Annotated in this window: 19 protein-coding genes, 1 tRNA gene and 1 pseudogene; 7 read left to right on the top strand and 14 right to left on the bottom strand. The window is 57.7% G+C overall.

Features of this window, described 5'->3' with window-relative positions; all coding sequences use genetic code 11:
- Positions 1 to 20: 20 nt before the first annotated feature.
- The 6 genes from AC0L7L_RS03820 to chvE (AC0L7L_RS03795) all read right to left on the bottom strand — a co-directional run bounded on the left by AC0L7L_RS03820 (position 21) and on the right by chvE (AC0L7L_RS03795) (position 6,943).
- Entirely contained in the window at positions 21 to 1,079 is a 1,059-nt protein-coding gene (locus AC0L7L_RS03820; protein ID WP_473512096.1) for a permease, read from the bottom strand.
- On the bottom strand, positions 1,042 to 1,410 hold the full coding sequence (locus tag AC0L7L_RS03815; protein WP_272210389.1) for an ArsR/SmtB family transcription factor: 369 nt from the start codon (positions 1,408 to 1,410) through the stop codon (positions 1,042 to 1,044). Before AC0L7L_RS03815 ends, AC0L7L_RS03820 begins: the two co-directional genes overlap by 38 nt.
- Positions 1,411 to 1,590: 180 nt before the next feature.
- Positions 1,591 to 2,784: a multiple monosaccharide ABC transporter permease gene (mmsB, locus tag AC0L7L_RS03810; protein WP_272210388.1), complete on the bottom strand. Its 1,194-nt coding sequence runs from the start codon at positions 2,782 to 2,784 to the stop codon at positions 1,591 to 1,593.
- 12 nt (positions 2,785 to 2,796) lie between these two features.
- Entirely contained in the window at positions 2,797 to 4,317 is a 1,521-nt protein-coding gene (gene mmsA, locus AC0L7L_RS03805) for a multiple monosaccharide ABC transporter ATP-binding protein (RefSeq protein WP_473512092.1), read from the bottom strand.
- Between the two features lie 79 nt (positions 4,318 to 4,396).
- A complete protein-coding gene (gene chvE / locus AC0L7L_RS03800; protein ID WP_272210387.1) occupies positions 4,397 to 5,470 on the bottom strand; it encodes a multiple monosaccharide ABC transporter substrate-binding protein in 1,074 nt (357 codons plus the stop codon).
- A 399-nt stretch (positions 5,471 to 5,869) separates the two neighbouring features.
- Positions 5,870 to 6,943, bottom strand: a complete 1,074-nt coding sequence (gene chvE / locus AC0L7L_RS03795) for a multiple monosaccharide ABC transporter substrate-binding protein (RefSeq protein WP_473512087.1) — start codon at positions 6,941 to 6,943, stop codon at positions 5,870 to 5,872.
- A gap of 434 nt (positions 6,944 to 7,377) precedes the next feature.
- Here chvE (AC0L7L_RS03795) and AC0L7L_RS03790 point away from each other — a divergent pair.
- The 4 genes from AC0L7L_RS03790 to AC0L7L_RS03775 all read left to right on the top strand — a co-directional run bounded on the left by AC0L7L_RS03790 (position 7,378) and on the right by AC0L7L_RS03775 (position 11,209).
- Positions 7,378 to 7,454 (top strand) — tRNA-Arg (locus tag AC0L7L_RS03790).
- A 364-nt stretch (positions 7,455 to 7,818) separates the two neighbouring features.
- Positions 7,819 to 8,655 carry an IS5 family transposase gene (locus AC0L7L_RS03785; protein ID WP_272210312.1) on the top strand — a complete coding sequence of 279 codons (837 nt, stop codon included), beginning with the start codon at positions 7,819 to 7,821 and terminating at the stop codon, positions 8,653 to 8,655.
- 196 nt (positions 8,656 to 8,851) lie between these two features.
- Entirely contained in the window at positions 8,852 to 9,754 is a 903-nt protein-coding gene (locus tag AC0L7L_RS03780; RefSeq protein WP_473512083.1) for a hypothetical protein, read from the top strand.
- Between the two features lie 318 nt (positions 9,755 to 10,072).
- The gene (locus tag AC0L7L_RS03775; protein ID WP_473513762.1) at positions 10,073 to 11,209 is read left to right on the top strand and encodes a PQQ-dependent sugar dehydrogenase; all 1,137 of its coding nucleotides are present in this window, start codon (positions 10,073 to 10,075) and stop codon (positions 11,207 to 11,209) included.
- A 10-nt stretch (positions 11,210 to 11,219) separates the two neighbouring features.
- Here AC0L7L_RS03775 and AC0L7L_RS03770 read toward each other — a convergent pair whose 3' ends face one another.
- Positions 11,220 to 12,329 (bottom strand): DUF1176 domain-containing protein, encoded by a 1,110-nt coding sequence (locus AC0L7L_RS03770; protein WP_473512080.1) that lies wholly within the window; start codon positions 12,327 to 12,329, stop codon positions 11,220 to 11,222.
- 580 nt (positions 12,330 to 12,909) lie between these two features.
- Between AC0L7L_RS03770 and AC0L7L_RS03765 the strand changes: the two genes are divergently transcribed.
- Positions 12,910 to 13,125, top strand: coding sequence for a cold-shock protein (locus tag AC0L7L_RS03765; protein ID WP_272210380.1), 216 nt, complete (start codon positions 12,910 to 12,912; stop codon positions 13,123 to 13,125).
- 273 nt (positions 13,126 to 13,398) lie between these two features.
- Here AC0L7L_RS03765 and rpoD read toward each other — a convergent pair whose 3' ends face one another.
- The 3 genes and pseudogenes from rpoD to AC0L7L_RS03750 all read right to left on the bottom strand — a co-directional run bounded on the left by rpoD (position 13,399) and on the right by AC0L7L_RS03750 (position 18,429).
- On the bottom strand, positions 13,399 to 15,453 hold the full coding sequence (gene rpoD, locus AC0L7L_RS03760; RefSeq protein WP_473512076.1) for an RNA polymerase sigma factor RpoD: 2,055 nt from the start codon (positions 15,451 to 15,453) through the stop codon (positions 13,399 to 13,401).
- Positions 15,454 to 15,879: 426 nt separating this feature from the next.
- Positions 15,880 to 17,842: pseudogene (gene dnaG, locus AC0L7L_RS03755) on the bottom strand (DNA primase).
- Between the two features lie 134 nt (positions 17,843 to 17,976).
- Positions 17,977 to 18,429 carry a GatB/YqeY domain-containing protein gene (locus AC0L7L_RS03750; RefSeq protein WP_473512072.1) on the bottom strand — a complete coding sequence of 151 codons (453 nt, stop codon included), beginning with the start codon at positions 18,427 to 18,429 and terminating at the stop codon, positions 17,977 to 17,979.
- A gap of 334 nt (positions 18,430 to 18,763) precedes the next feature.
- On the opposite strand from AC0L7L_RS03750, the gene carA reads away from it, so the two are divergent.
- Positions 18,764 to 19,972, top strand: a complete 1,209-nt coding sequence (carA, locus tag AC0L7L_RS03745) for a glutamine-hydrolyzing carbamoyl-phosphate synthase small subunit (RefSeq protein ID WP_473512069.1) — start codon at positions 18,764 to 18,766, stop codon at positions 19,970 to 19,972.
- A gap of 23 nt (positions 19,973 to 19,995) precedes the next feature.
- Here the strand turns inward: carA and AC0L7L_RS03740 are convergent, their stop codons facing one another.
- The 4 genes from AC0L7L_RS03740 to AC0L7L_RS03725 all read right to left on the bottom strand — a co-directional run bounded on the left by AC0L7L_RS03740 (position 19,996) and on the right by AC0L7L_RS03725 (position 24,134).
- Positions 19,996 to 20,655 (bottom strand): VC0807 family protein, encoded by a 660-nt coding sequence (locus AC0L7L_RS03740; RefSeq protein WP_473512066.1) that lies wholly within the window; start codon positions 20,653 to 20,655, stop codon positions 19,996 to 19,998.
- Positions 20,656 to 20,756: 101 nt separating this feature from the next.
- Entirely contained in the window at positions 20,757 to 22,133 is a 1,377-nt protein-coding gene (locus tag AC0L7L_RS03735; protein WP_473512063.1) for an MATE family efflux transporter, read from the bottom strand.
- Positions 22,134 to 22,304: 171 nt separating this feature from the next.
- The gene (locus AC0L7L_RS03730) at positions 22,305 to 22,985 is read right to left on the bottom strand and encodes a glutathione S-transferase (protein WP_473512059.1); all 681 of its coding nucleotides are present in this window, start codon (positions 22,983 to 22,985) and stop codon (positions 22,305 to 22,307) included.
- Positions 22,986 to 23,105: 120 nt separating this feature from the next.
- Positions 23,106 to 24,134: a sodium:calcium antiporter gene (locus AC0L7L_RS03725; RefSeq protein ID WP_272210373.1), complete on the bottom strand. Its 1,029-nt coding sequence runs from the start codon at positions 24,132 to 24,134 to the stop codon at positions 23,106 to 23,108.
- 137 nt (positions 24,135 to 24,271) lie between these two features.
- Here AC0L7L_RS03725 and AC0L7L_RS03720 point away from each other — a divergent pair, with 137 nt between their 5' ends.
- A complete protein-coding gene (locus tag AC0L7L_RS03720) occupies positions 24,272 to 25,099 on the top strand; it encodes an isocitrate lyase/PEP mutase family protein (protein WP_473512053.1) in 828 nt (275 codons plus the stop codon).
- Positions 25,100 to 25,123: the final 24 nt, after the last annotated feature.

The following is a 25,123-nucleotide window of genomic DNA, read 5'->3' as shown; positions in this document are numbered from 1 at the left end:
CTTTCCGGGGGTGACCCCGGTTACAGAAGGAAGTTGAAGAGATAGCCGGTCGCGAGAATACCAACCGAAACAACAGCGATGAATATTGCGATCAACCGCAGCGTCAGAACCTGTTTCAGAATAATCATCTCCGGAAGAGACAGGGCGATCACAGACATCATGAAAGCGAGCGTGGTGCCAAGAGCGGCCCCCTTGCCGAGCAGCGCTTCAACGATGGGAATGACGCCAGCGGCATTGGTATACATCGGCACACCGACAACGATCGCCGCCGGCACCGACCACCAGGCCTCGCCGCCCATGATTCTCAGCATCACAGCCTCGGGAACATAACCGTGGATCAGCGCGCCGATCCCGATCCCGACTAAAACCCAGATCCAGACCTTTCCGACGATTTCACGGACTTGTTCGGCTCCTGTTTTCAACCTCTCAACGAATGTGATCTTTTCCTCGGGCAACGCGTTGACCGGCCCCGTGTTCAGGGTGCGCACCCAATCCTGCAGGTAGCGTTCCAACCCCATCCTGCCCATTGCATATCCCGCAAGCGTGGCAACCGAAAACCCGAATGTGAGATAGATCGTCGCGATTTTCCAGCCGACCAGACCATAAAGCAGCCCGAGCCCGACAGGCCCCACCATCGGGCCCGCGATCAGAAACGAAAACGTGACACCAAGAGGAATGCCCGCAGAAACAAAGCCGATGAAAAGGGGGACGGACGAGCAGGAGCAGAAAGGGGTCAGCACCCCTAACAATGCAGCCAGCGGATACCCCAGGATCTCACGCTTGCCGGCAAGGATCGCCCGGGTCTTTTCGGGGCTGAACCAACTGCGCAACACACCCGTCACAAAGACGATGGCGGTCAGAAGCAGCAACACCTTCGGGACATCGTAGAAGAAAAAGGTAATCGCCTCGCCTGTGTGACTGTCGTGGGCCACGGGAAACAGCGCGGTGACCCATTCGGAAAACGGGATCAGCTGCCCATATACCCACCACCCAAGGATGGCGGCGGCGGCAATGCCAGCAAACCAAACCCAATCCGGTGTTTCACGCTTCCGGGCGTTCCCGGAGATCTGGGTTATCATGACAACTCCTGCTCCAGCATTTTTCCGCATTCAACACGCTTGAGACAACTGCGGCGGCGGCCGGCGCTATATCCGGGTTGCGCCGAAAACGAACCCACTGCGCATCTCGCCGGTCCAAAACCAGGCCGGCTTCACGCAATATCTTCATGTGCCGCGACATGCGGCTCTGGCTTGCGTCGAGGCGCTCCATCAATTCGCAAACGCAATGCTCACCATCTTCCCAGACAATGGAGAGAGCAGCTCGGCGGGTCGGATCACTAAGGGCATCAAGTAATTTTTGCATGAGAATCGCATATGCGCCCTGCCGCATATGCACCTTGACCCATATCAACCGCCGCTTCCGGCGTGGTGCTGACCGCCTGAAGTCATTGATTGCTATACGCAGACCCCAGAAAGCTAGCCCATGCCCTCAAACAGGGAAATTGGCCCCAGACTCAAGTCAAAGGCACAAAAAAAGGGGCAGAACGGAAACCGCCCTGCCCCTTCGGCTTTTCAAAGATGACTTTCGCCGTCAGGCCTTGTTCTTGTTGTAGACGTCGAAGACGACGGCTGCGAGAAGGACGAGACCCTTGATCACCTGCTGGTAATCGATACCGATACCCATGATCGACATGCCGTTGTTCATAATGCCCATGATGAAGGCACCGACGACCGCGCCGACGATCTTGCCCACGCCGCCGGACATCGACGCACCGCCGATGAAGACTGCCGCGATCACGTCCAGCTCGAAGCCGTTGCCGGCCTTCGGCGTTGCGATATTCAGGCGGGCTGCGAAGACGAGACCGGCAAGGGCTGCCAGCATGCCCATATTGACGAACACGATGAAATTCAGCCGTCGGGTATTGATACCGGACAGCGCTGCTGCCTTCTCGTTGCCGCCGATCGCGTAGACCCTGCGGCCAAAAGTCGTGCTCTCGGTGATGAAGGTGTAGATCACCGTCAGGACCGCCATCGAGACCAGAACGTTGGGCAGACCCCGAAAAGACGCAAGCTTCCACGAGACGAACACCAGAACCGCCGCCACGATGATGTTGCGGCCGAGGAAGAAGGAATAGGGTTCATCCTCGATGCCGTAGGCAAGATTGCGCGACCGGCCACGCCAGGCGAGATAGACAATTGTGGCAGCGGCGATAATGCCAGCGGCCAGCGCCGTCATGTTCGGCTTGCCGACCCCGAAGATATCGGGCACGAAGCCGGTGGACAGCAACTGGAAACCGGGCGGGAACGGACCCACCGACTGACCGTTGAGCAGCCACAGCGACAGGCCGCGGAAGATCAGCATGCCCGCCAGCGTCACGATAAATGACGGGATACGCCAATAGGCCACCCAATAGCCCTGCCAGGCACCGATCAGCATGCCAGCGACGATACAGGCGGGAATGGCCACAAGAATCGGCAAGTGCCACTGCACCATCATCACCGCCGCAAGCGCGCCGATAAAGCCGACAATGGAGCCGACGGACAGATCGATATGTCCCGCCACGATGATCATCAGCATGCCAAGCGCCATAATGATGACATAGCTGTTTTGAAGGAACAGGTTGGTAATATTGACCGGACGCATCAATACGCCGTCGGTCATGACCTGGAAGAACGCGATAATGACAATCAGGGCAAGCAGGATGCCGTAGTCGCGCATGCGAAGGGTCAGGTAGGAGCGAATCGACGGCTTGCTCTGGCCCGTAGTTTCCTCAGGAGTACTCATCGTCATCTCTTTCTATTTTCTGACAATGAAGGACATGATGCGTTCCTGGCTCGCCTCTTCGGCGCTCAGTTCTCCCACCAATGCCCCCTCGTTCATGACGTAGATGCGGTCACACATGCCGAGCAGTTCCGGCATTTCGGACGAGATCATCACCACACCGCGGCCTTCGGCTGCAAGCTGGTTCATCAAACTGTAGATCTCGAACTTCGCGCCGACATCGATACCGCGCGTCGGCTCGTCCAGAATGAGCACGTCCGGCTGCGTGAACAGCCATTTGGACAGCACCACCTTTTGCTGGTTACCCCCGGAAAGGTTCACCACTCTTTGCGCGACCGTCGGTGTGCGGATATTCATCGCCTTGCGATAATATTCGGAGGTTTTGGTTTCCTCCGCCGTATTCAGAACGCCATATCTGGAAACGCCGGGAAGATTGGCCAGGGTGACGTTCTTGGTAATCGGTTCGTCAAGGATCAGGCCCAAAGCCTTTCGGTCCTCGGTCACGTAGGCCAGGCCTGCAAAAATCGCCTTCGGCACCGTCGAGACATCGACCTTCTGCCCGCCCAGCGTGACTTCGCCCGAGATGTTGCGACCGTAGCTGCGGCCGAAAATGCTCATCGCAAGTTCGGTGCGACCGGAGCCCATAAGGCCCGCGATCCCGACAATTTCGCCGGCATGGACGTTGAACTCGACGCCCTTGATGACCTGACGATCGGTCTGTTCAGGGTGCCAGACCGTCCAGTCCTTCACAGACATCAGCTCTTCGCCGATATTGCGTTCGCGGTCGGGGTAGCGGTTTTCCATCGTCCGGCCGACCATGGCCTGGATGATCTTGGCTTCCGAAACCTCTTCCTTGTTGCAATCGATATCGGCTACGGAGGAACCGTCACGGATCACCGTGATATTATCGGCTACCTGTTCGACCTCGTTCAGCTTGTGGGAGATCAAGATCGAGGTAATGCCCTGCTGCTTGAGCTCCATAAGAAGGTTCAAGAGCTTGGCACTGTCGCCTTCCGAAAGCGCGGCGGTTGGTTCGTCGAGAATCAGAAGCCGCACGTCCTTGGAAAGCGCTTTGGCGATCTCGACAAGTTGCTGTTTGCCGACGCCGATCTTTTCCACGAGCGTGGCCGGCGGATCCTTGAGGCCGACCTTCTTGAGAAGTGCCTCAGTACGCTGATAGGTATCCGGCCAGCTGATCACGCCGGTTTTGGCGACCTCGTTGCCGAGAAAGATATTTTCGGCGATCGACAATTGCGGAACCAGGGCAAGTTCCTGATGGATAATAATGATACCCTTTTTCTCACTGTCGGAGATACCGCCGAACGCCGCCAGCTCACCGTCATAATGGATCTCGCCCTCATAACTGCCATGCGGATAGACGCCTGAAAGCACCTTCATCAGCGTCGACTTGCCGGCACCGTTTTCGCCTACAAGCGCGTGAATTTCACCTTCTTCGACAGCGAGATCGACATCACTCAACGCTTTCACACCCGGAAAGGTCTTTGTGATTTTTTTCATTTCGAGCAATGTTGTCATGACACCCTCACCCGGCTGGCGCCTGGCACTGTCGCCGACCCTTTCGGCCGGCGGCAGGCCTCGCGCAAAGCTCTCGGGGTTATTCTTCGATCTGCTTCATCGTGTAGTAGCCGCTGTCGTCGACCAGGATCTGCTTCCAGTTGTCCTGGGTTACAGCAACCGGCTCCAGCAGATAGGACGGCACGACCTTTTCACCGTTGTTATAGGTCGAGGTATCATTGATTTCCGGGGCATTGCCTTCGGAAATCGCCTCGACCATTTCAACGGTAACTTCGGCCAACTTGCGGGTGTCCTTGAAGATCGAGGAATACTGCAGGCCTTCGATGATCGCCTTGACGTTGGGCAGGTTCGAGTCCTGACCTGTGATGATCGGCATCGGCATATCGCCCGAACCGTATCCAAGGCTCTTCACCGAGGAAATGGCGCCCATGGCGAGGTCATCGTTGGAGGCATAAACGCCGTGGAGCTGATCCTGCGTGTAATAGGCAGAAAGCAGATTATCCATGCGGGCCTGCGCGGCGGCGTTCGACCAGTTCAGGGTACCGATCTTGTCCATACCCATCTGGCCTGACGGGATGACGATGTCACCGGAATCGATCAGCGGCTGAATCACCGACATGGCGCCATTATAGAAGAAGTAGGCGTTGTTATCGTCGGGCGAACCGCCAAACAGCTCGACATTCCAGGGCTTGGTGTCGGGGAAGCGGGCCTTCAGGCCTTCCACCAGGCTGTTGCCCTGAATCACACCGACCTTGTAATTGTCGAAGGTGGCATAATAGTCGACATTCGGCGTATTGAGGATCAGGCGGTCATAGGCAATGACCGGAATACCGGCGGCCGCGGCATTGGCGAGCGGCGCCGTCAGCGAGCCACCATCAATCGCAGCGATCACGAGGACATTGACGCCCTTGGTGATCATGTTCTCGACCTGCGAGAGCTGTGCAGGAATCTCGTTTTCAGCATATTGAAGGTCGGTCTTGTAACCGGCATCCTCGAACTGCTTCACCATGGACGCACCGTCCTTGTTCCAGCGATCGAGCCCCTTCGTCGGCATCGCGATACCGACATACCCCTTGTCTGCAGCCATCGCCGGCACTGCAAGTGCCGCAACGGCCACGCTTGCAGCAGCAAGCATAGAGATAACGCTTTTCATGTCTCTCTCCCATTTGAAAGCCGGGAACGCCATGTTCCGGCATGTCCTTGAAATGTATGCCCACCGGTTGAAGCGCTGATGAACACCCTACCGGCACCTCCGCAAAGCACCCGGCAATTGCCGACATCGACCATTACGGATGGGGCGACGATACATCGTGAGGCACGTAAGTCAAATCAATTAATTCGATTGAAACCTCTTTGCGCAGTACATTTTTGTACTATCTGATAAATATCATTATTCACCGCGCAGTGCTTTCGAATTAATTTAGTACGTACTTATCACGAAAACTTACAAGTCGTCACTTCTGTTCACTATCAACACTTCAGATTCTATAGATTATTCAATCCAATAACATGAAAAGGCGGAGATTAACCCCGCCTTTTATTTAATTGACGCTCAATTCTGAACTTCTTCGAGCGTATAGTAGCCGCTCTTGTCGACCAGGATTTCTTCCCAGTTGGATCCATCGACAGAGACGGGCGAAAGCAGATAGGACGGCACAACCTTGACGCCATTGTCGTAGGTTTTCGTGTCGTTGATTTCCGGCTCACCACCTTCAAGCAATGCCTCAACCATGCCGACGGTCACACGGGCCAGTTCGCGCGTGTCCTTGAACACGGTGGAGTACTGCTCGCCCATGTTGATCGACTTGATCGAGGGGAGCTCGGCGTCCTGACCGGTCACGATCGGCATTTTCTGATCGCCCGAGCCGTAGCCGACGCCCTTCAGCGACGACAGGATACCGATGGAAAGGCCATCATAGGGCGAAAGCACGCCATGGATGGTTTCGTCGGTATAGTTTGCCGAAAGCAGGTTATCCATGCGGGCCTGAGCCACAGCGCCGTCCCAGCGCAGCGTACCGACCTGGTTCATGCCCATCTGGCCTGAAACAATATCGATCTTGCCTTCGTCAATCATCGGCTGCAGCACCGACATAGCGCCGTCATAAAAATAATAGGCGTTATTGTCGTCCGGCGAACCACCAAAAAGCTCAACATTCCAGACATCCTGCCCCGGGAAGCGCTCCTCAAGACCCTTGACGAGGCTAGAGCCCTGTTGAACGCCGACCTGGAAGTTGTCGAACGTCGCATAATAGTCGACGTCACCGCTCTCACGGATCAGGCGGTCATAGGCCACAACCGGAATGCCAGAAGCTGCGGCGTTGGCAAGCGCATTCGAAAGCGTCGTGCCGTCGATCGAGGCAATAACAAGCGCGTCTACGCCCTTGGTAATCATATTTTCGATCTGCGACAGCTGGTTGGGAATATTGTCTTCGGCATACTGAAGGTCGGTATCGTACCCGGCCTCTTTGAACTGCCGGACCATGGATTCACCGTCGGAAATCCAGCGGGCAGACGATTTCGTCGGCATCGCAATGCCGATCGTGCCCTTGTCCTGCGCAAACCCCGGCACGGCAAAAGATGTCACCGCCATCGCCGCAACGGCGAATGCAGATACTACGAGTTTCATATCTCTCTCCCAATTCACGAAACGTGTATTTCTTCTGTCCTCGCTCCGGAGAAAATTTCCGGCAGCCTCGGCCCTCCCGGCTGGCAAAGATGAGACGATTGCAAGGAGCAGATCGCAATTGGAGGGTGGTAGAACCGACCTGAAGTGTCAAATTGAGAACGCCGAAGCAGATATACCAATTCTGCTATATGTTGCAGCGACCGACCGGTAACAGCATGGCAAAGTTATATTTTCCCGAAACGCCCGATTTAGTTAGCTTTAACTTACTTATACTTTGGTCTAGAGCCACTGGTGCACACGGACCAGGTGAACAGCCTCCCCGCAGCCGAGGCAGTGCGCTTTTTCGAATGCCCGTTTGTTTTTGCGATTGATGCGCGCGGCAAGCTGCGCTAAACAACCCCGCAACGCAGCCGACTTAAACCGGACTGCGACGGGCGCCCGTAGCTCAGCTGGATAGAGTGTTGGATTCCGATTCCAAAGGTCACAGGTTCGAATCCTGTCGGGCGCGCCATTCAAATAATACCTTCAGCACCGCTTCACTTCAAATCCGTGTTGCATCTGAGTTCCCTATGATTTCATCGCAATACGGTGAGTGTCAGCAAATCCATGCGACGTGGACGCGACACCGCGGAAGCAATGAAACAAAAGTCTGACGTCCCCTTTCTGGCGATTCGAAGAAGACTTCACTGAACGGGAAGCAGCCAGGATGCAGAAACGCAATACATCTCGAACGGTCAGATCAAACCTGTTCGTCATGGACCACCACAACAGGTCGCCCAACACCAACCCGGTCATTTAGAGCCTGACCGAAAAGGAGTTGAGTGATATCAGAAGGATGTGATTCAACCACCTCTGCCAAGAACGTGGAGGATCGCATGCCCTGGAATGATATCACCCGCCTGCAGCATAACCGGGATCGCCTTCGCTATCCAACCGATTTGACGGACCGTGAGTGGGCTGTAATTGCTCCACTGATACCGCTGGCCAAGCCCGGCGGGCGGCCACGGAAAACGAATATGAGGGAAGTGGTGAACGCGATCCTTTATATTGCGGGCAGCGGCAGTCAATGGCGGGCTCTGCCGAAGGACTTCCCTCCGGTCTCCACGGTGCGAGGCTATTTCTATGGCTGGCGCGACATCGGCCTTTGGCAGACCATCAATCATCTGCTCGTCTGCGCTACGCGCGAACTGGAGGGGCGCGAGGCCTCGCCCACAGCCGGTGTCATCGACAGCCAGAGTGTCAAGACCACCGAAAGCGGCGGGGTTTCGGGCTACGACGCCGGCAAGAAGATCAAGGGCCGCAAGCGCCACATCATCACCGATACGATCGGGCTGATGCTGTTCGTGCTTGTCCATGCTGCCGATATCCAGGACCGCGACGGTGCGCCCGATGTCCTGAAAGCCATCCGCTACCGTTTCCCCTGGTTGCGCCATGTCTTCGCAGATGGCGGCTATGCCGGGCAGAAGTTGCGAAAAGCGCTGCGCGGATGCGGCCAATGGAACCTTGAAATCATCAAGCGCTCCGACATAGCGAAAGGCTTTGAGGTTCTGCCCCGCCGATGGGTGGTGGAGCGCACCTTCGGCTGGTTCGGACGATGCCGTCGGTTGGCCAAAGATTGGGAAAAGTCCATCGCAAGCGCCACAGCATGGGTCAACATCGCCAGCATCAGGGTGATGACCAGACGCCTCGCACGATATTGTTTCCCATCATGAACTTTTGAATCCGGCTCTTAGAGCCTGACCGAAAAGGAGTTGAATGAGACACGATTTGTGCTTCAGCGCTTCTGTAAAAGTAGTGCTAAAGGGTGGGGCCTTTTGTTGACCGTCATTTGTTCCCGCTCGGGATAGACGCAACAAACGAACGCAGTATATCGTTCCGGCTAAAGACAATGGAGTATGGCAGGGGGGCATGCTGATCCAAACAGTCAGACGATACCTGATCGGGCATTGGCGCGGCGAGCATGGACTTGCATGGTCGTTCTGGATCAATCTTGTCTTAATTCGCGTTTTAGTGTTGCTGTTGCAGGAATGGCTCCGCCCAGGCAAGGGGCAGGATTTCCATGAAACTCAGGTATTAGTCCTGCTTTTAGCTTTGTTTTTTTATGGAATTTTATTCGTCTGGCAGGCCGTTGGAGTCATTCGCGCTGCAGAGCTCTATGGTCGCATCACCGGATATATGGCCCCAGTCTGGGGAACTCAGATGGTCCTGGTATTGGCCTTTTTTTGGGTCATGACCTATGCGATTGATGCTTGGCATATGACACTTCCCGCTCCGGATAGCTCAATACGTCAATCTGAGATTGAAGCTGAACGCGCAAAAAAATACAGCATCGAACCGACATCTGACGGACGGTCATTGACCCTGAACGGTTCGTTGGAGCTTGGAATTACCAGCCATCTCAAACGCCAACTCAAAGCGTATCCGGATGTAAAACAGATCATTCTGGCCAGCACCGGCGGCAATATCTACCAAGCCAGAGGGTTGTCCAATACTATCAGGCAGAATGGTCTGAACACATTGGTCACGTCTGAATGCAGTTCGTCTTGCACGACTGTTTTCATCGGCGGGATAAAACGACAATTGTCGTCTGGCGGCAGGCTCGGGTTCCACCAATACCGGATTGAGGCCGACTATGCCGTCCTGAATGCAGACCCCTTGCGCGAACAAGACCGAGACCGCGCGATCTTCCTTCAGGCTGGGGTTGCTGTCTGGTTCCTCGACATGATGTTCGACAGCATGCCTTCAGACATGTGGTATCCGGAATTACCTGAACTGATTGATGCGCATGTGGTAACAGATGTCGCGCCCTAGACGGCGCTCAAGCTGGATCCAATTGACAGCGAGCACACCGCTATGATCCCAAGAGCTTTTTTGTGGTTCGCCTTAAGAATTGGCACCGAGAAACCCGCTCGTGCCACTTTTGGCGCAGTCAAAGGCCGCACCGAACGCGAACTAACGTCAGGAACATGAAACCAGTTTGAAGATGATCGGGACCGCGCCGTCAGCCTGCTCAAACGCGCTCGCAGAGCGGGCTCACGGACTTGTGTGGTTGCTGCGCCTTGCCGTCGGTCAGCATCCGCCTAGTTCAGATTCCGACGGCAATGATGACGCCAACGCCTGAGGAGCGCACTGTTGAGATTCTCCCCCTTCAAGACCCAGCCCGCTCTGACCTCTGCAGCAGCCGCACTCTGGATATTGCTACCCGCCTTTTCCGTCAGCGCCCAGACACCACCGCTTGCCGTCGAAGAGATCGCATCCGGACTGTCGCACCCCTGGTCCGTCGAACCTCTCGCCGATGGCGCCTACCTCGTGAGCGAGCGCCCCGGGCGCCTGAACCTGATCAGCGCCGACGGGACCGTCCGCGAGATTGCCGGCCTTCCGGAATTTTATGTTGGGGGTCAGGGCGGGCTGCTCGATCTGTCGCTCGATCCCGATTTTGAAACAAACCGGACAATCTATTTCACCGCTTCGATCTCTGGCAAAAATGGGCAGGGCACAGCCGTCTTCCGCGCAGAACTCGACCGGGAGGCCCTTCACCTCGATTCGGTAGCGCAAATCTTCTCGATGAACCGGTTTTCCGGCACAACCCGCCATTTCGGCTCCCGAATCGCCATCGACGATACCGGCCATCTGTTCTTCGGCATCGGAGACCGAGGCGAAGGTGTACGTGCGCAGAACAAGGATGACCATGCCGGCTCGATCCTGCGCATTCACGCCGATGGCAGTGTGCCGGCCGACAATCCGTTCGTCGGCAACACGGACGCCCTGCCGGCACTCTGGTCGATCGGCCACCGTAACCCGCAAGGCCTCACTATCGATCCCCGGACCGGTATTCTCTACACCGTAGAGCACGGTGCGCGCGGCGGCGACGAAATCAACACGCCCGAAGCCGGCGAAAACTATGGCTGGCCCGAGATCTCTTACGGCACGCACTATTCCGGCGCAGAGATCGGTAGGGGCACCCATGCCGAAGGGCTAGAACAACCGCTCTATTATTGGGATCCGTCGATCGCGCCCGGGGCCATCGCGGTCTATCGCGGTGAGATGTTTCCCGAATGGGACGGCGACTTTCTGATCGCCGCACTCAAGGATCAGCTGCTCGCGCATGTCGCCCGCGACGCGGACGGCACCCCGACAGCCGAAACCCGGTTGTTGGAGGATGAATTTGGACGGCTGCGTGACATCAAGGTGGCGCCCGATGGCGCATTGCTGATCGTCACCGACGAGGCGAACGGGCAATTGCTGCGGGTCTACCGCCCCTCTTAGAGCCGGACGCTTATTTAGTCTGTAGCGCGCCGGCTTCGGCAAACCGGCCAACCGCAGACTTCCAGGTGACGGGCCAGTTGTGTGCGCCGACATCATTGCCGTCGCAGGCGCTCTTGGAACGTTCATGGGTCAGAACCAGCGGATTCCCGGAAGCATTCTCGTCGAGGCTCCAGTAATGCGCGAGACCGCAGTCGCCAAGCCCGCGCCCCAGATAGACCGAGGACAGCTTTCTGTTTCTGAGGTCGAAATTCACATTGTAAACCGTATCCAGAACGGTGATCCCCGCCTCACTGACATTGGGAAACGCCGCGCGGTGGAACGCCTGTTCCTTTCCGACATAAAGCTGATAAGGCTGATTATAGGCCCCGGCAGGGCCACACGGGAGCAGGATAATGGTGCTCGAACCGGCATCAAAACCGAAGGCATCGGCCTGATCGAGATGGGTTTCGTCGGTGTAGCAACCGCTTTCCGTATCACCCAGATTCCGCAATATAGACGGTGGAAGCTGATCATAGCGCTCGATCGACCAGACATTGACGCGCTCCGGCGCGGGCGCATCGCCAGCTTCGACCAGCGCATCGACCCGTCCTGCACGCCCCTGCAAGTCATCCACGAAACGGGCACCTTCCAACAGTCCGGCCATACTTATCGTCGCGGAAAACTTACCGAGCCCGCCTGAATAGCTGACGCTTGCCGACGTCCCCACCACCATTTTTTCGAACAATGAATTCAGCGCACCGGGGGCGTTGACGCCAAAGGTGCCAACCGCGTCATCCTTCGAGAGATCGCTCACCGGTACCGAAAAAACCGGGCTACCATCGACACCAATCTGAAACACGCCTTTGGAATCACCCTGCTGATAAAAGCCGGGAGGATAGGGCAGGCTGAGCGTCAGCGGGGCCGATGGCGCTGCATCCCGGTGCCACTGAATAGCGGCCAGTTCCGTGCTCTGGCCCTCTCCGGCAGGCGGATTGAGCGAGATTGTGCAGACATAGGCATTGTTGCAACTGACGGCCCAACCGTCGATCTGACGGTATTCGAAAGCACCGGCGGCAGAACAGGACAGGCCGAGCGCAAGCATGGCTGACGCGGCCATCGGAATTGACATGTGTCGACGCATCGGCATCTCCCGGAATGTTCAGACATGGCAATTGCGCACCACCGGCGTGCACTCTTTGAACGAGGCTTCATCGGTATCCATGCTCCTACACCAGCTTCAAGACAAAAAGCTAGGGCCGATAGCCATCACAGATGCCTCAAACCTGCGTCGGCACGACGCAGCGAACGCGCCCGCCAGCAACGGCTGCAAGTGAGAGCAGTATATCCCTCTGCGCTGTTCTTGTCTTCTGGATGACAAGTGCCGACAAATACAGGATATGGTCGCCTATCGAACCGACGCACCACCGTTCTTCAAAGTTTCGCTTGCCAAAACTGTGTAAACGCAGCATCCTGCCATTGTTCGGGCATTTTGCGAGCACGGGAAGACCATATAATCTCATGCGCGCCGGAAACGCTAACTTTCCGGGCGGTCCTTGAAGGATTTGGCCTGTAAACGTGTCCAGGCCATCCGAAGACTGCGGTAAAAAAGGTTCCTTTCCTTAAAAATTCGAGAAACGCCTGCGCTGTCCATAAGGGCAAACGAGCATCGGAATATCCGCCCATTTTGTGCAAGCGGGGCGGTAAGAAAAGGACCTTGAAGTATGGCCGAAACTGGCACCGTTAAATTTTTCAATACAGATAAGGGTTACGGCTTTATCAAGCCGGACAATGGCAGCGCGGACATTTTTGTCCACATCTCCGCCGTGCAGGCCTCCGGCCTGACCGAGCTGGCGGAAAACCAGAAAGTCAGCTTTGACACCGAGCCCGACCGGCGTGGCAAGGGGCCGAAAGCGGTCAACCTTCAGATCACGGAATAGTTCTCCGGAGCTTTTCGCCGGAAGCACGGCTGATGGTTCCTCACCGTCAGCCTTTCCCGAGCGCGCCCTGGCGCTTCTTGCGTGGCGCCTGGGCTTTAGTGTTTTTTGCAAGGCGTGGCAAACACCAGCTGCTGCAGCGTCGAAGCAAGGTGATTTTCGAGCTTTGCTTTTGTCGCCAGGCTTCGAAGCGGAACTGTTTCATTTCTGCCCGCAACGGCACAAAAAACCCGGCCTTGCGACCGGGTTTTCTAGATTTCGCATTTTCTTGGCTAATCAGCTATCCAGGAAGCTTCTGAGCTTCCGTGAGCGGCTCGGATGCTTCAGCTTGCGAAGCGCCTTGGCTTCGATCTGGCGGATACGTTCGCGGGTGACCGAGAACTGCTGGCCGACTTCTTCCAACGTGTGGTCGGTGTTCATGCCGATGCCGAAGCGCATGCGCAGAACACGTTCTTCACGCGGGGTGAGCGAGGCCAGAACACGGGTCGTGGTCTCGCGCAGGTTCGCCTGAATGGCGGCATCGATCGGCAGAAGTGCGTTCTTGTCCTCGATGAAGTCGCCGAGATGCGAATCTTCCTCGTCGCCCACAGGGGTTTCGAGCGAGATCGGCTCCTTGGCAATCTTCAGCACTTTACGCACCTTCTCGAGCGGCATGGAAAGCTTTTCTGAAAGCTCCTCCGGCGTCGGTTCGCGGCCGATCTCATGCAGCATCTGGCGCGATGTCCGGACGATCTTGTTGATCGTCTCGATCATGTGCACCGGAATACGGATGGTACGGGCTTGGTCGGCGATCGAACGCGTGATCGCCTGCCGGATCCACCATGTCGCATAGGTCGAGAACTTGTAGCCGCGGCGGTATTCAAACTTGTCGACCGCCTTCATCAGGCCGATATTGCCTTCCTGAATAAGGTCGAGGAACTGCAGACCGCGATTGGTGTATTTCTTGGCAATCGAAATCACCAGACGCAGATTGGCCTCGACCATTTCCTTCTTGGCGATCCGGGCTTCGCGCTCGCCCTTCTTGACCATGTGGACGATGCGACGGAATTCGGCAATCGAGATGCCGGTTTCGGTCGCAAGGCTCTGGATCTCGCTGCGCAGCACCTTGATATCGGCACCGTCCTGGCTGGCGAAATCCTTCCAGCCCTTGCCGGACAGATTGCCGATCGACTTCATCCAGTTGGGATCAAGCTCGGCGCCATGATAATGCTGCAGGAATTCATCCCGCGAGACGCCGCGATGGGTCGCCTTGCGCAACAACTTGCCTTCATTCTCGACGAGACGCTTGTTGATGTCATAAAGCTGTTCGACAAGCAGGTCGATACGGTTCTGGTTGAGCGACAGCGACTTGACTGCCCCGATCAGACCTTCCTTCAATTCCTTGTAGCGGCGCTCCTGGGCATTGGTCAGCGTTCCAGTGGCGGCCAGACGGGCTTCCACCTGCTGGTCCTGCAGCTTTCTGAGCTTCACATAGGTCTCGGCGATCAGGTCGAGCGTCTCCATCACCTGCGGGCGCAGCTCCGCTTCCATGGCGGCCAGCGACAGGTTGGATTCGTCGTCTTCCTCGTCCTCTTCGTCCGATTGAACACCCTCGCCGCCAACATCGGTCACATCGTCCGAACGTTTCTTGCGGGCGTTCTCCTTTTCCTCGGCCTTCTTGCGGTCGGCCTCGATCTTTTCCGGGCTCTGGAACTGAGGCGCAGCCTTGGCCTCGGGACCGGAATAGGTGGTCTCCAAATCGATGATCTCACGCAAAAGCGTGGTGCCTTCATTCAGCTCGTCACGCCAGATGATCAGCGCCTGGAAGGTCAGTGGGCTTTCACACAGACCGGCGATCATGGTCTCGCGGCCGGACTCGATCCGCTTGGCGATTGCGATCTCACCCTCACGCGACAGAAGCTCGACCGAACCCATTTCACGCAGATACATGCGCACCGGATCGTCGGTCCGGTCGGTCGGTTCTTTCTTCTTGGTCGCCGCAACAGCCGTGCCGGTCGACGTCGCCACTTCCGTGCTGTCGCTTTCGGAATTGCTGTCGTCGTCGGAATTGCTACCGCTACCGCTACCGCTATCGCTTTCGGCTTCTTCCTCGTCCTCGATAACATTGATGCCCATATCGGACAGCATTGCCATCGTGTCCTCGATTTGTTCGGAGGTCACTTCGGAGGAAGGCAGAACGGAATTCAGCTCGTCCATGGTCACAAAGCCGCGCTTCTTGGCGGCCTTGATCATCTTCTTGACGGCATCATCGGAAAGGTCCAGAAGAGGGCCGTCGGTTCCGCCTTCGCGTTCGGTTTCGGCTTCTTCGTTTTCCTTGACTTTTGTTGCCATAGATTTTGTTTCCTTGACGCTTCTGCCGTAATTCCACAGCGGCAATACCGGCAAATGATTAAAGACCCTTTAGGGGGTCATTCCAGCCGGCCTCAAAATTTTAACCATGAAGAGGACAGAATTCACCGCCGCGGAGCCAGTCACCCCGGGTGAACACTGTCCAGATCATGAAATTTCGCTGCGTTGTGCCATTCAAACTGGTGATTCCCAGATTTTCGCCATCCGTCAAGCGCCAAATAGGGTATCGCGCGATTTCATATCGCAAATGCGCCTTAAAAGCCACCCGCGCGACGCTTCAGTAGATGTCCGAACCGATGCAGCCTTCCTGACGGTCCGCGAGACTACATTTAGAACGAACTCAAAGAAATACAAGTACCGGTCACCTATATCATTCCGAAACCAGCACGCTCTGCTGGACGCTGATCGCTAGCTCGAGGCGCCGGAGCGCCCGCCGCGCCCTGACATCAGCCCGAAACCCTCGATTTCCGCTTCCTGATTGTCGATCCGGCTAATTTCGTTCTGGACAGAAACAAGCGCGGGCATCAGTTCATCAAGCAGCGCCAGATTACCCGCTTCCGTCGCCTCACCGATCTCGCGCTCAATTTCGCCCTTCTGACGGGCAAGCGAGCGGGCCCGGTTATGCAGGGAAAGCGCCTGATGAAACATCTCCCGCACATCCTCAAGGGCGGTGTCAGGACCGGCAATCCAGCTGACATTGCGGCTGACATGCCCCTGCAACTGCTTGATCAGTGGCGCGAACCCGGCATCATCAAGCTTTTGCCGAAGCCGCTCCCGTCCGGCGTCAGGCCGCGATGCCTCGGCAAGAAAAACCGGCCAGAACGCCCGCATTTCGGACGAGATCAAACGAAAGCGTGGCGATGCTGTCGAAATCTTCACGTGCCAGTTCAGGATGGGTCAGAAGAAAAAAGACAAGCTGACACTCACGAAATGACAGCGAGGCGCCTGCCGGACGGAAGCTAGCAAGCGGCGAACGCGAGAGGCGCTCGGAGGCCGAAAAGCCGCCGGCCTGCGGCGCACCGTAGCCCTTGCCCTGACCCTTTTTTGGGGTGAAATTCCGCCCTCCCCGGGGCTGCCCCCCGCGAAAGTGCTGATACAGGCGATTGCGGAAATCCTGCTGGTAGTGGCGACGCACATTCTCATCGCCGATGGTTTGCACCAGCTGATTGATCCTGGCCTCGATGGCCGCCCTTCGTTCGGGCGTTGTGCTCTCTTCGCTGCCCGCCTCGCGCTCGAATACCGTATCGGCAAGCGGTCTTGCCTGACGCAGGATCTGGTCAAAGGCCTGACGCCCGCCATCGCGCACGAGGTCATCGGGATCCTTGCCCTCCGGCATATAGGCAAACTTCAGTGAATGGCCCGGCTTCAGCAGCGGCAAGGCCACACCCGCCGCTCTTTCGGCAGCACGCTGCCCCGCGCCGTCGCCGTCAAAGCAGAGCACCGGCTCGCTGGTCATGCGCCAGAGAAGCTGAAGCTGGTTTTCGGTCATCGCAGTGCCCAGCGGCGCCACCGCGTTTTCAACGCCAGCCTGATGTAGCGCTATGACATCCATATAGCCTTCAACGGCAATCACCGTGCCCGCGCCATCTGCGCCGGAAAGCGCCCGGCGGGCACGGGCGAAATTGAACAGCACATTGCCCTTGTGGAACAGCTCGGTCTCGTTGGAATTCAGATATTTCGCCAGCGCGTCCGGGCGCATGGCGCGACCCCCGAAAGCGATCACCTTTTCGCGCGATGACAGGATCGGAAACATGATCCGGTCGCGGAAGCGATCATAGGAGACAGCGATTTCGGGACCGTGAACGACCAGGCCACAGGCCTCGATCTCGTGTTTTTCAACACCCTTGGAGGCCAGAAATTCTTTCAGCGCATTGCGACTTTCCGGCGCATAGCCAAGCTGGAAGGTGTCTATGGTGCGGGCGGAAAGGCCTCTTTCGCGCAAATAGGCCCTGGCCTTTGCGCCTTCGCTGGCCTGCAACCGGTCCCGAAAGAAGCCGGCCGCCAGTTCCATCACGTCAATCAGGGTGCGACGCTTCTCCTCGCGCTTTTCAGCCTGCGGATCGATCGCCGGCATCGGTACGCCGGCCATGTCGGCAATCCGTTGCACTGCCTCGGGAAAACTCATGCCGTCAAGGTCGGTCAGAAACCGGAAATGATCGCCGGAAACCCCGCAGCCGAAACAATGATAGCGGCCCTTGCGGTCCTCGCAGTGAAAGCTCGGGGTCTTTTCGCCATGAAACGGGCAGCAGGCCCAGAAATCGCCGCGCCCGGCATTGGTCTTCTTGCGATCCCACGTCACCCGTTGACCGATGACGCCCGAAATCGGTACGCGGTCGCGAATTTCATCCAGAAATGATGACGGAAAGCGCATAAAGCCCTCGTTTTCGCCTGAAACCGACCGGCCTGCAGGTCAATCACCTTACGGTGTCCCGCAAACTTCCAGCTCCGCCGGTATGGGTTATCCCTCATATCCACGGAGTTATCCACAGCCTTGGGGCGCGGTTGCTATTTCAGCATTTCCTTGACAACGCCGGAGGCCTTGGAGAAGTCCATCTGGCCAGAATAGCGATCCTTCAGCGTCTCAATGCACTTGCCCATATCGCGAAGCCCCTGCGCACCGGTTTCCTCAACGACGGAAGCGCAGACCTCGCGGATTTTTGCCTCCGGCAATTGCGCCGGCAGGAATTCGCGGATCACTGCCATTTCCTCGCGCTCCTGCGCGGCCAGATCGTGACGTCCCTTCTCCTCGTAGAGACGGGAGGATTCCTTGCGCTGCTTCAGCATTTTCAGAAGAATCTGGCCGATATCATCGTCGCTGACGGGGTCTTTGCCGCTTGCGCGGTGGGCAAGGTCGCGGTCCTTGATGGCCGCTTGGACCAGCCGCAGCGTACAAAAGCGGACGGGATCGTCCGCTTTCGAGCTGTCTTTGAGTGCAAAGGCGAGTTGATCGCGCAACATGAACCTACTCCTGGCAACGCCAGCTTTCAAAACCATTGCCGACACATGTCGACAGGCGGCGGCGTTTACCGAAATCGTGGACTGCAATCAAATTAAAAAACGGGTTCGACATATAATTTGACCAGATGCCACAAGTCTGCACCGAGAGCAATTGACCCGCAAGCCGCGTTTGACTATTTTCCCGCGACCGCATCAAAAAAGGTCTGCCCTTCTCTCCGTCGCCCGGTTCAGACCGGACCGAAAGAGTGAACCCCGTTCGTGCGGGATATATATAGCGCAACGCAGACCTTGTTCAATCGGCTAGACGCCGTCGAGGAACATTATAAGGATTACGATGACGACCTCCTCCGCATGGATTACGGAAAAGCCGACGGCCGTTCTGGTGCTGGCCGACGGCACGACGATTTTCGGCAAGGGTATCGGTGCCACGGGCCATGTGCAGGCGGAAGTCTGCTTCAACACCGCGCTGACCGGCTATCAGGAAATCCTCACCGATCCGTCCTATCTCGGACAGATCGTGACTTTCACCTTTCCGCATATCGGCAATATCGGCGCCAATAGCGAAGATATCGAAGACCTGACGCCAGCAGCACGCCGCGGCGCGGTCGGCACGATCTTCAAGGCCGACATCACCGAGCCGTCGAACTACCGTTCGTCCAGCGATCTCGATGCATGGCTCAAGGCCCGCGGCATTATCGGTCTTTCCGGCATAGACACCCGCGCACTCACCGCCTGGATCCGCGAGCATGGCGCACCCAACGCCGTGATCGCCCACGACCCCGACGGCAATTTCGACATTGATGCGCTGAAGGCGGAAGCCAAGGCATGGGGTGGACTCGAAGGGCTCGATCTTGCCGTCGTCGCCACCTCCGGTCAGTCTTCCAAATGGAACGAGACCCCCTGGGTCTGGGACGAAGGCTATGGCGCACTCGGCGAAACCGACGCAAAATACCACGTCGTCTGCATCGATTACGGTGTGAAGCGCAATATCCTGCGCCTGTTCGCCGGGCTCTCCTGCAAGGTCACCGTCGTCCCGGCAAAGACATCGGCCGAAGACATTCTGGCATTGTCGCCCGATGGCGTGTTTCTGTCCAACGGCCCGGGCGACCCGGCGGCAACCGGCGAGTATGCCGTGCCGGTGATTCGCACGCTGATTGATAGTGGCCTGCCGGTCTTCGGCATCTGCCTCGGTCACCAGATACTGGCGCTGACACTGGGCGGCAAGACCGTGAAGATGCATCAGGGCCACCATGGCGCCAACCATCCGGTCAAGGATTTCACCACCGGCAAGGTCGAGATCGTTTCGATGAACCACGGCTTTGCGGTTGATTCCGAGTCGCTGCCGGACGGTGTCACCGAAACCCATGTCTCGCTGTTCGACGGCTCAAATTGCGGCATCTCACTTGCCGGCAAGCCGGTGTTCTCCGTTCAGCATCACCCGGAGGCCTCCCCCGGTCCGCAGGACAGCCACTACCTGTTCCGCCGCTTCGTCAATCTGTTGCGCGAGAACAAGGGGGAAGCGCTTCTGGAGGAGCGCGCCTGAACGCAAAGGCCTTTCAAAAGGTCTCAAGGGGTCGCCTGTCGCGGCCCTTTTTTGCGTGGATGGCGTGAAAAGGAGTGCTGTTCGCGCGCGGCTTCAGCGTTGGCAATCGCCGTGCCTTTTCGCCCGCCATAGCGCCAGCTCCAAGCCATCATCAGAGCAAAGACGCCGATCCACATCACTTCCGAAACAACCAGAAAAACGCTAACCGGCATCAGCGGAATGATCAGCGCCCGGACACAGGCTTCGCCGATCAGCACCACCGCCCAGGCAAGCGTCATGAAGCGCATCAGCGCGCGATAATCCGGCGAGGCTGCGTAGAGCCGTTTCAGGCGCTTACGCTCCTCTGGATCACCTTCGGTGGCAAAGTGGAAGACCAGCGGGCGCGGCATCAAAAGCGACCCGGCAAAGACCAGTCCGATAAAGCCGGTGATCAGCGAGTTCTTCAACAGCGCCAGATAGGGACTATCGAAATAGAGGCTGCCCACCAGCGAAGCCACGGTTGCGGCAAGCGTAATGACGCCAATCGCCGCAAGCCGGTTGCTGCGGACATAGGCCACAACAATCACCGCGATCGGGAAGATCGAGCCCAGCGCAAGCGCGTGGACTGTCGAATAGTCGAAGTGCTTGGCCAGAAGATAGGTCAACCAGGGCAGAATCGCCCCGAATATGATGTCGTTACGCATGTTTCCCTCCCCCGAGGTGACAGGCCCGGCACTGCGCCGGTCCCGTCAGTATCCGCCTGTTCCGGCCAAAACGAAAGACGAAACGCGCAGCCTTGTCGACTTTATGCGCGTTGCAGCAGGCGCCAGTAGCGTATGCTGAGCATCACGGCCGCAGCACCGAGGCCGCAGAGAAAGCCGATCCAGATGCCGATGCCGCCAAGACCGAAAGGAAACGCCAGCAGCCAGGCGAGCGGCAGGCCGATGATCCAGTAGGCAATCAGCACCAGCACCATGGGGATACGGGTATCCTTCAGACCGCGCAGAAACCCGTTCATGATCACCTGTGCCGTATCGAGCAGCTGGAACAGCGCCGCGATGACGATCAAAGGCGCGGCATAGGCGATCACGGCTGCCGCTTCCGGCAGGCTGACATCGATGAAGAGCGCTGACAGCGCCCGCGGCGCGAACGCAAAGGCCAGACCACTTGCAACGGCAAAACCGATCGCCACCACCATGACCGTTGCGGAGGCCCGCGTCACATTGGCCCGGTCATCCGCACCTTGGAACACGCCGACGCGCACCGTGGCCGCCTGGGACAAGCCCAGCGGCACCATGAAGGTGATCGAGGACAGCTGGATGGCAATGCCATGGGCGGCCAGCGGCACAGTGCCGAACTGGCCCATCAGCACCGACGAAACGGTGAACATCGATACTTCCGCCAGAACGGAGATCCCGATCGGCAGGCCAAGCAGGACCACCTCTCTCAGCGCCTGCCAGTCTGGCTTCCAGAAGCGGACGAAAAGCGCATAACGGGCAAGCATCGCGTCGCGGCCGATATAGGCGACCAGATACAGGAAGCCAAATGCCTGACCGACAAAGGTCGCGATCGCCGCGCCGCGAATGCCGATTTGCGGCATCCCGAAGCCGCCGAGCACCAGACCGTACGCAACCAAGGCATTGACGACCAGCGTCAGAACCGAAACCCACAGAACCACCCGCGCGCGCGCCGTTGCGCTCACCAGCGAACGCAGGACCTGGAACAGCAGCGCCGGGAACAGCGCGAAGCCGACGACAAAAAGATACTGCGCCGCCCTGGCCGCCACATCCGGGTCCTGACCGAGCGCCAGAAGGATCGGTTCGGCCCAGAAGAACAACGGCAGAGACAAGACGCTGTAAATGATCGAAGCCCACATGCCCATGCGCATGGAGCGGCGCACGGCGACCTCATCGCCGCGGCCATAGGCCTGCGCGACCATGGGCATCACCGCAATGGCGAGCCCCATGCCGAAGATGAAGATCGTAAAGTAATATTGGGTTGCAAGGACAGCAGCCGCGAGATCCAGCGCGCTCAATTGTCCAAGAATGAAAATATCGGTGGCATTGATGCCCTGCTGGGCGAGCTGCGCACCGATGAGAGGAATTCCGAGAGCGAAGGTTTCCCTGAAATGGGACAACCACGAATGACCGGCTGCATGCGCAGGAGGCATTGTGACAGACATGATTTCACCAGAAGCTGACACGCCGGAACCAGACAATAGCGGGGCTCCGGCGGCCAGTTTCCCTAGCCCGATTTTTAGGCAATTGCCAGTACGAAGCGCGCACATCTCCCGACAAATGGGCAATACCCCTGCGGTATGCCGGAATGCGAGCGATCCAGGTGGATCAGATCATCACGAAATCGGGTTGCCGCCGTAGCGATAGGCGCCACCGCGTTGCAGCGCTTGCCGATAGGCCGGGCGGGCATGGATGGCGAGAAGATAGTCTAGAAGCGCCTGCGGGCGCTCGTCGAATGGAATGCGCTCAAACCCGGTTTCTACCGGAAAGCTCATCATGATGTCGGCGGCAGTAAAATCCGGCCCGGCGAACCAGCCATCGCGCTGAAGCTCTTTTTCCCAGAAGGCACCGTGGGTTTTAAGCTGCGGATCGGTAAGCTTGCCCATCACAGCCTTCGAGATTGCGCTCAGCAGCGGGCGTAGAAGCTTCGGCCCCTGCTCCGGGATTTTCTGGAACACCAGCTTCATCACCAGGATCGGCATGGCCGAGCCTTCCGAATAGTGCAGCCAGTAGCGGTAGCGCAGCGCAGCATCGGTTCCCGGCTGAGGACGAAGACCGCTGTCGGCACCGTATTTGTCGATCAGATATTCAACGATTGCGGCACTTTCGGCGACGATCACGCCGTCATCCTCAATCACCGGGGACTTGCCGAGGGGATGGATTTTTTTGAGGCTTTCCGGTGCGCTCATGTTTTCGCCGCGCTTGTAGGACCTGACCTCGTATTCGACGCCGAGCTCTTCAAGCAGCCAGAGAATGCGATGGGCACGGGAATCTTCGAGATAGTGAACAATCAGCATGGAGAAGTCCTGTCGGGTACGGGGTATATGATCCGGATGGTTTGCAGACGAGGTCGATACAAGGGACAACGTGGGTGGCGGCCATATGGATCACCGCCGGCCACGCGAATCCGTCATCGCTCATGTAACGGTCAACGCCACCGCACCCGCATAAAGCGCCAGAATGCCCGCACTTTCAAAACCGATCCGGCCCGGACCCGCTTTCTGGCGCACGATCAGGCCGAGCAGCAGGATAGCGGTTGCCGAAAGACCGACCGACAGCCAGATCAGATCATCCTTGGTGATCGCCTGATAGAGCGAGCCCTCACGATAGGCAACATCAGAAAGCGTCAGGAACAGCGTATCGAAGGTATTACCGCCAATGATACCCCCGACGGCAAGCTGAAGCGCGCCACGCCGAACAGCGGCAAGCGTGGTCACCAGCTCTGGCAGCGAGGTCAAAACCGCCGTCATCAGCGCGCCGACCAGCGATGCGGACAGTCCGTAGCGGTCGGTCATCACACCGGCCACGCCTGAAATCGCATAGCCCGCAAGCCCCATCAGCAGCATCAGCACGATGAAAACGGCAAAAATCGTCACATTTCCGCGGGCATCCTGTTGCGCCTCGTCCGGCGTGTCGGTGCGGGTTTCACGCGTGCCGACCGGCCGCCACATCGGATCGTCACGAACACGTTTGGAGGCGACAACACCGGCGATATAGATACAGAACAGAATGAGCGAAAACGGACTGACGGCCAGAAGCGAGATATCGGGTGAAACATAGGCAATCAGCGGAATGGAGAGCAGCAGTACCAGAAGCGCGCCCTGAAACAGATTGGAGAGATCGGCAGCCGCATGTTCCAGATTGACGCGGCGGTAGATCATATCTGCCAGCGCCAGAAACGCCGTCTGCGCGGCAATACCGCCAACGGCGTTGGAGAAGCTCAGAGACGCCCTTCCCTCGAATGCGGTCGTGATCGACACCACTGTGCCGGAAAGCGAGGTCGCAGCGCCCAGGAGCAAGCCGCCGATCAACGCCTCGCCGAGGCCTGTGCGGTCGGCAATGCGGTCGGCAATATCGGTAATCCTCACACCGCATGCGAGGATAACGAGACCGGCACCGGCAAAGATCGCGATCAGCCAGACAAGCGACAGGTTTTCAAAATTCATTCTGTTCTCCGTGTTGTTCAGGCAACGCGTCAGACGCGCCTTTGTTCACTCCTGTGGAGAACGCACCCCGGCGAATTTGCCGATCCGCGGAATACATATTATTGTTCACTTTATGTTCCGACTGAAAGGCAAACAGCATGATTGATCAACATTTGAAATACGCTGCGTTCAAAGCCCTGCACGATGCAGATGGCGCATTCGCGATGCCGAATCCCTGGGATGCCGGAAGCGCAAACCTGCTGGCCAATCTGGGCTTCAAGGCACTGGCCACCACCAGCGCTGGCCTCGCCTTTTCCATCGGCAAACGTGATTCCGCTGCCGTCCTGACGCGTGAAGAGGTGCTCGCAAACGCCCGCGCCATTGTCGAGGCAACCGACCTGCCAGTTTCTGCAGATCTGGAAAACGGTTTCGGCGCTTCGCCGGAAGACTGTGCGGAAACAGTACGGCTCGCTGCGGCAACAGGGCTTGTCGGTGGTTCGATCGAGGATGCGTCGGGTCAGCGCGAAGACCCGATTTACGATTTCGAGGTGGCCGTGAGCCGCATCCGGGCAGCGGCCGAAGCCACAAGGGACCTGCCGTTTTTGCTGACGGCACGCGCGGAGAACTTTCTGTGGGGCAGACCGGATCTTGATGACACCATCAGGAGATTGCAGGCCTTCGAAAAGGCCGGAGCAGACGTGCTATACGCGCCGGGACTTCCAGATCTGCAGGCAATCAAAGCTGTCTGCAGTGCCGTCAGTAGACCGGTCAATGTGGTCATGGGCCTTGGCGGTCCGCTCTATTCTGTCGAAGAACTTGACCGCGTCGGCGTGAAACGCATCAGCGTCGGCGGCTCGTTTGCGCGGGCGGCACTCGGCGCCCTCAAAAGGGCGGCTGATGAAGTAATCAGTGAAGGTACATTCTCGTACAGCACAACTGCGCTTCAGGGTTCAGAAGCCGAGCGCCTGACCGCGGGCCGGGGCTAACGTGTCGATGTTTGCCGTTTCTGG

It is taken from the genome of Martelella sp. K41-7 (assembly GCF_055808365.1).
This window is presented reverse-complemented; position numbering and strand designations above follow the sequence as displayed.

Coding starts and splice junctions, on each gene's coding strand:
- AC0L7L_RS03780 (WP_473512083.1), top strand. CDS start 8,852: ATGCTGATCCAAACAGTCAGACGATACCTGATCGGGCATTGGCGCGGC.
- AC0L7L_RS03725 (WP_272210373.1), bottom strand. CDS start 24,134: ATGAATTTTGAAAACCTGTCGCTTGTCTGGCTGATCGCGATCTTTGCC.
- carA (WP_473512069.1), top strand. CDS start 18,764: ATGACGACCTCCTCCGCATGGATTACGGAAAAGCCGACGGCCGTTCTG.
- AC0L7L_RS03785 (WP_272210312.1), top strand. CDS start 7,819: ATGCCCTGGAATGATATCACCCGCCTGCAGCATAACCGGGATCGCCTT.
- AC0L7L_RS03750 (WP_473512072.1), bottom strand. CDS start 18,429: ATGTTGCGCGATCAACTCGCCTTTGCACTCAAAGACAGCTCGAAAGCG.
- mmsA (WP_473512092.1), bottom strand. CDS start 4,317: ATGACAACATTGCTCGAAATGAAAAAAATCACAAAGACCTTTCCGGGT.
- chvE (WP_272210387.1), bottom strand. CDS start 5,470: ATGAAAAGCGTTATCTCTATGCTTGCTGCTGCAAGCGTGGCCGTTGCG.
- AC0L7L_RS03820 (WP_473512096.1), bottom strand. CDS start 1,079: ATGATAACCCAGATCTCCGGGAACGCCCGGAAGCGTGAAACACCGGAT.
- AC0L7L_RS03730 (WP_473512059.1), bottom strand. CDS start 22,985: ATGCTGATTGTTCACTATCTCGAAGATTCCCGTGCCCATCGCATTCTC.
- AC0L7L_RS03720 (WP_473512053.1), top strand. CDS start 24,272: ATGATTGATCAACATTTGAAATACGCTGCGTTCAAAGCCCTGCACGAT.
- AC0L7L_RS03770 (WP_473512080.1), bottom strand. CDS start 12,329: ATGCGTCGACACATGTCAATTCCGATGGCCGCGTCAGCCATGCTTGCG.
- mmsB (WP_272210388.1), bottom strand. CDS start 2,784: ATGAGTACTCCTGAGGAAACTACGGGCCAGAGCAAGCCGTCGATTCGC.
- AC0L7L_RS03765 (WP_272210380.1), top strand. CDS start 12,910: ATGGCCGAAACTGGCACCGTTAAATTTTTCAATACAGATAAGGGTTAC.
- rpoD (WP_473512076.1), bottom strand. CDS start 15,453: ATGGCAACAAAAGTCAAGGAAAACGAAGAAGCCGAAACCGAACGCGAA.
- chvE (WP_473512087.1), bottom strand. CDS start 6,943: ATGAAACTCGTAGTATCTGCATTCGCCGTTGCGGCGATGGCGGTGACA.
- AC0L7L_RS03735 (WP_473512063.1), bottom strand. CDS start 22,133: ATGTCTGTCACAATGCCTCCTGCGCATGCAGCCGGTCATTCGTGGTTG.
- AC0L7L_RS03740 (WP_473512066.1), bottom strand. CDS start 20,655: ATGCGTAACGACATCATATTCGGGGCGATTCTGCCCTGGTTGACCTAT.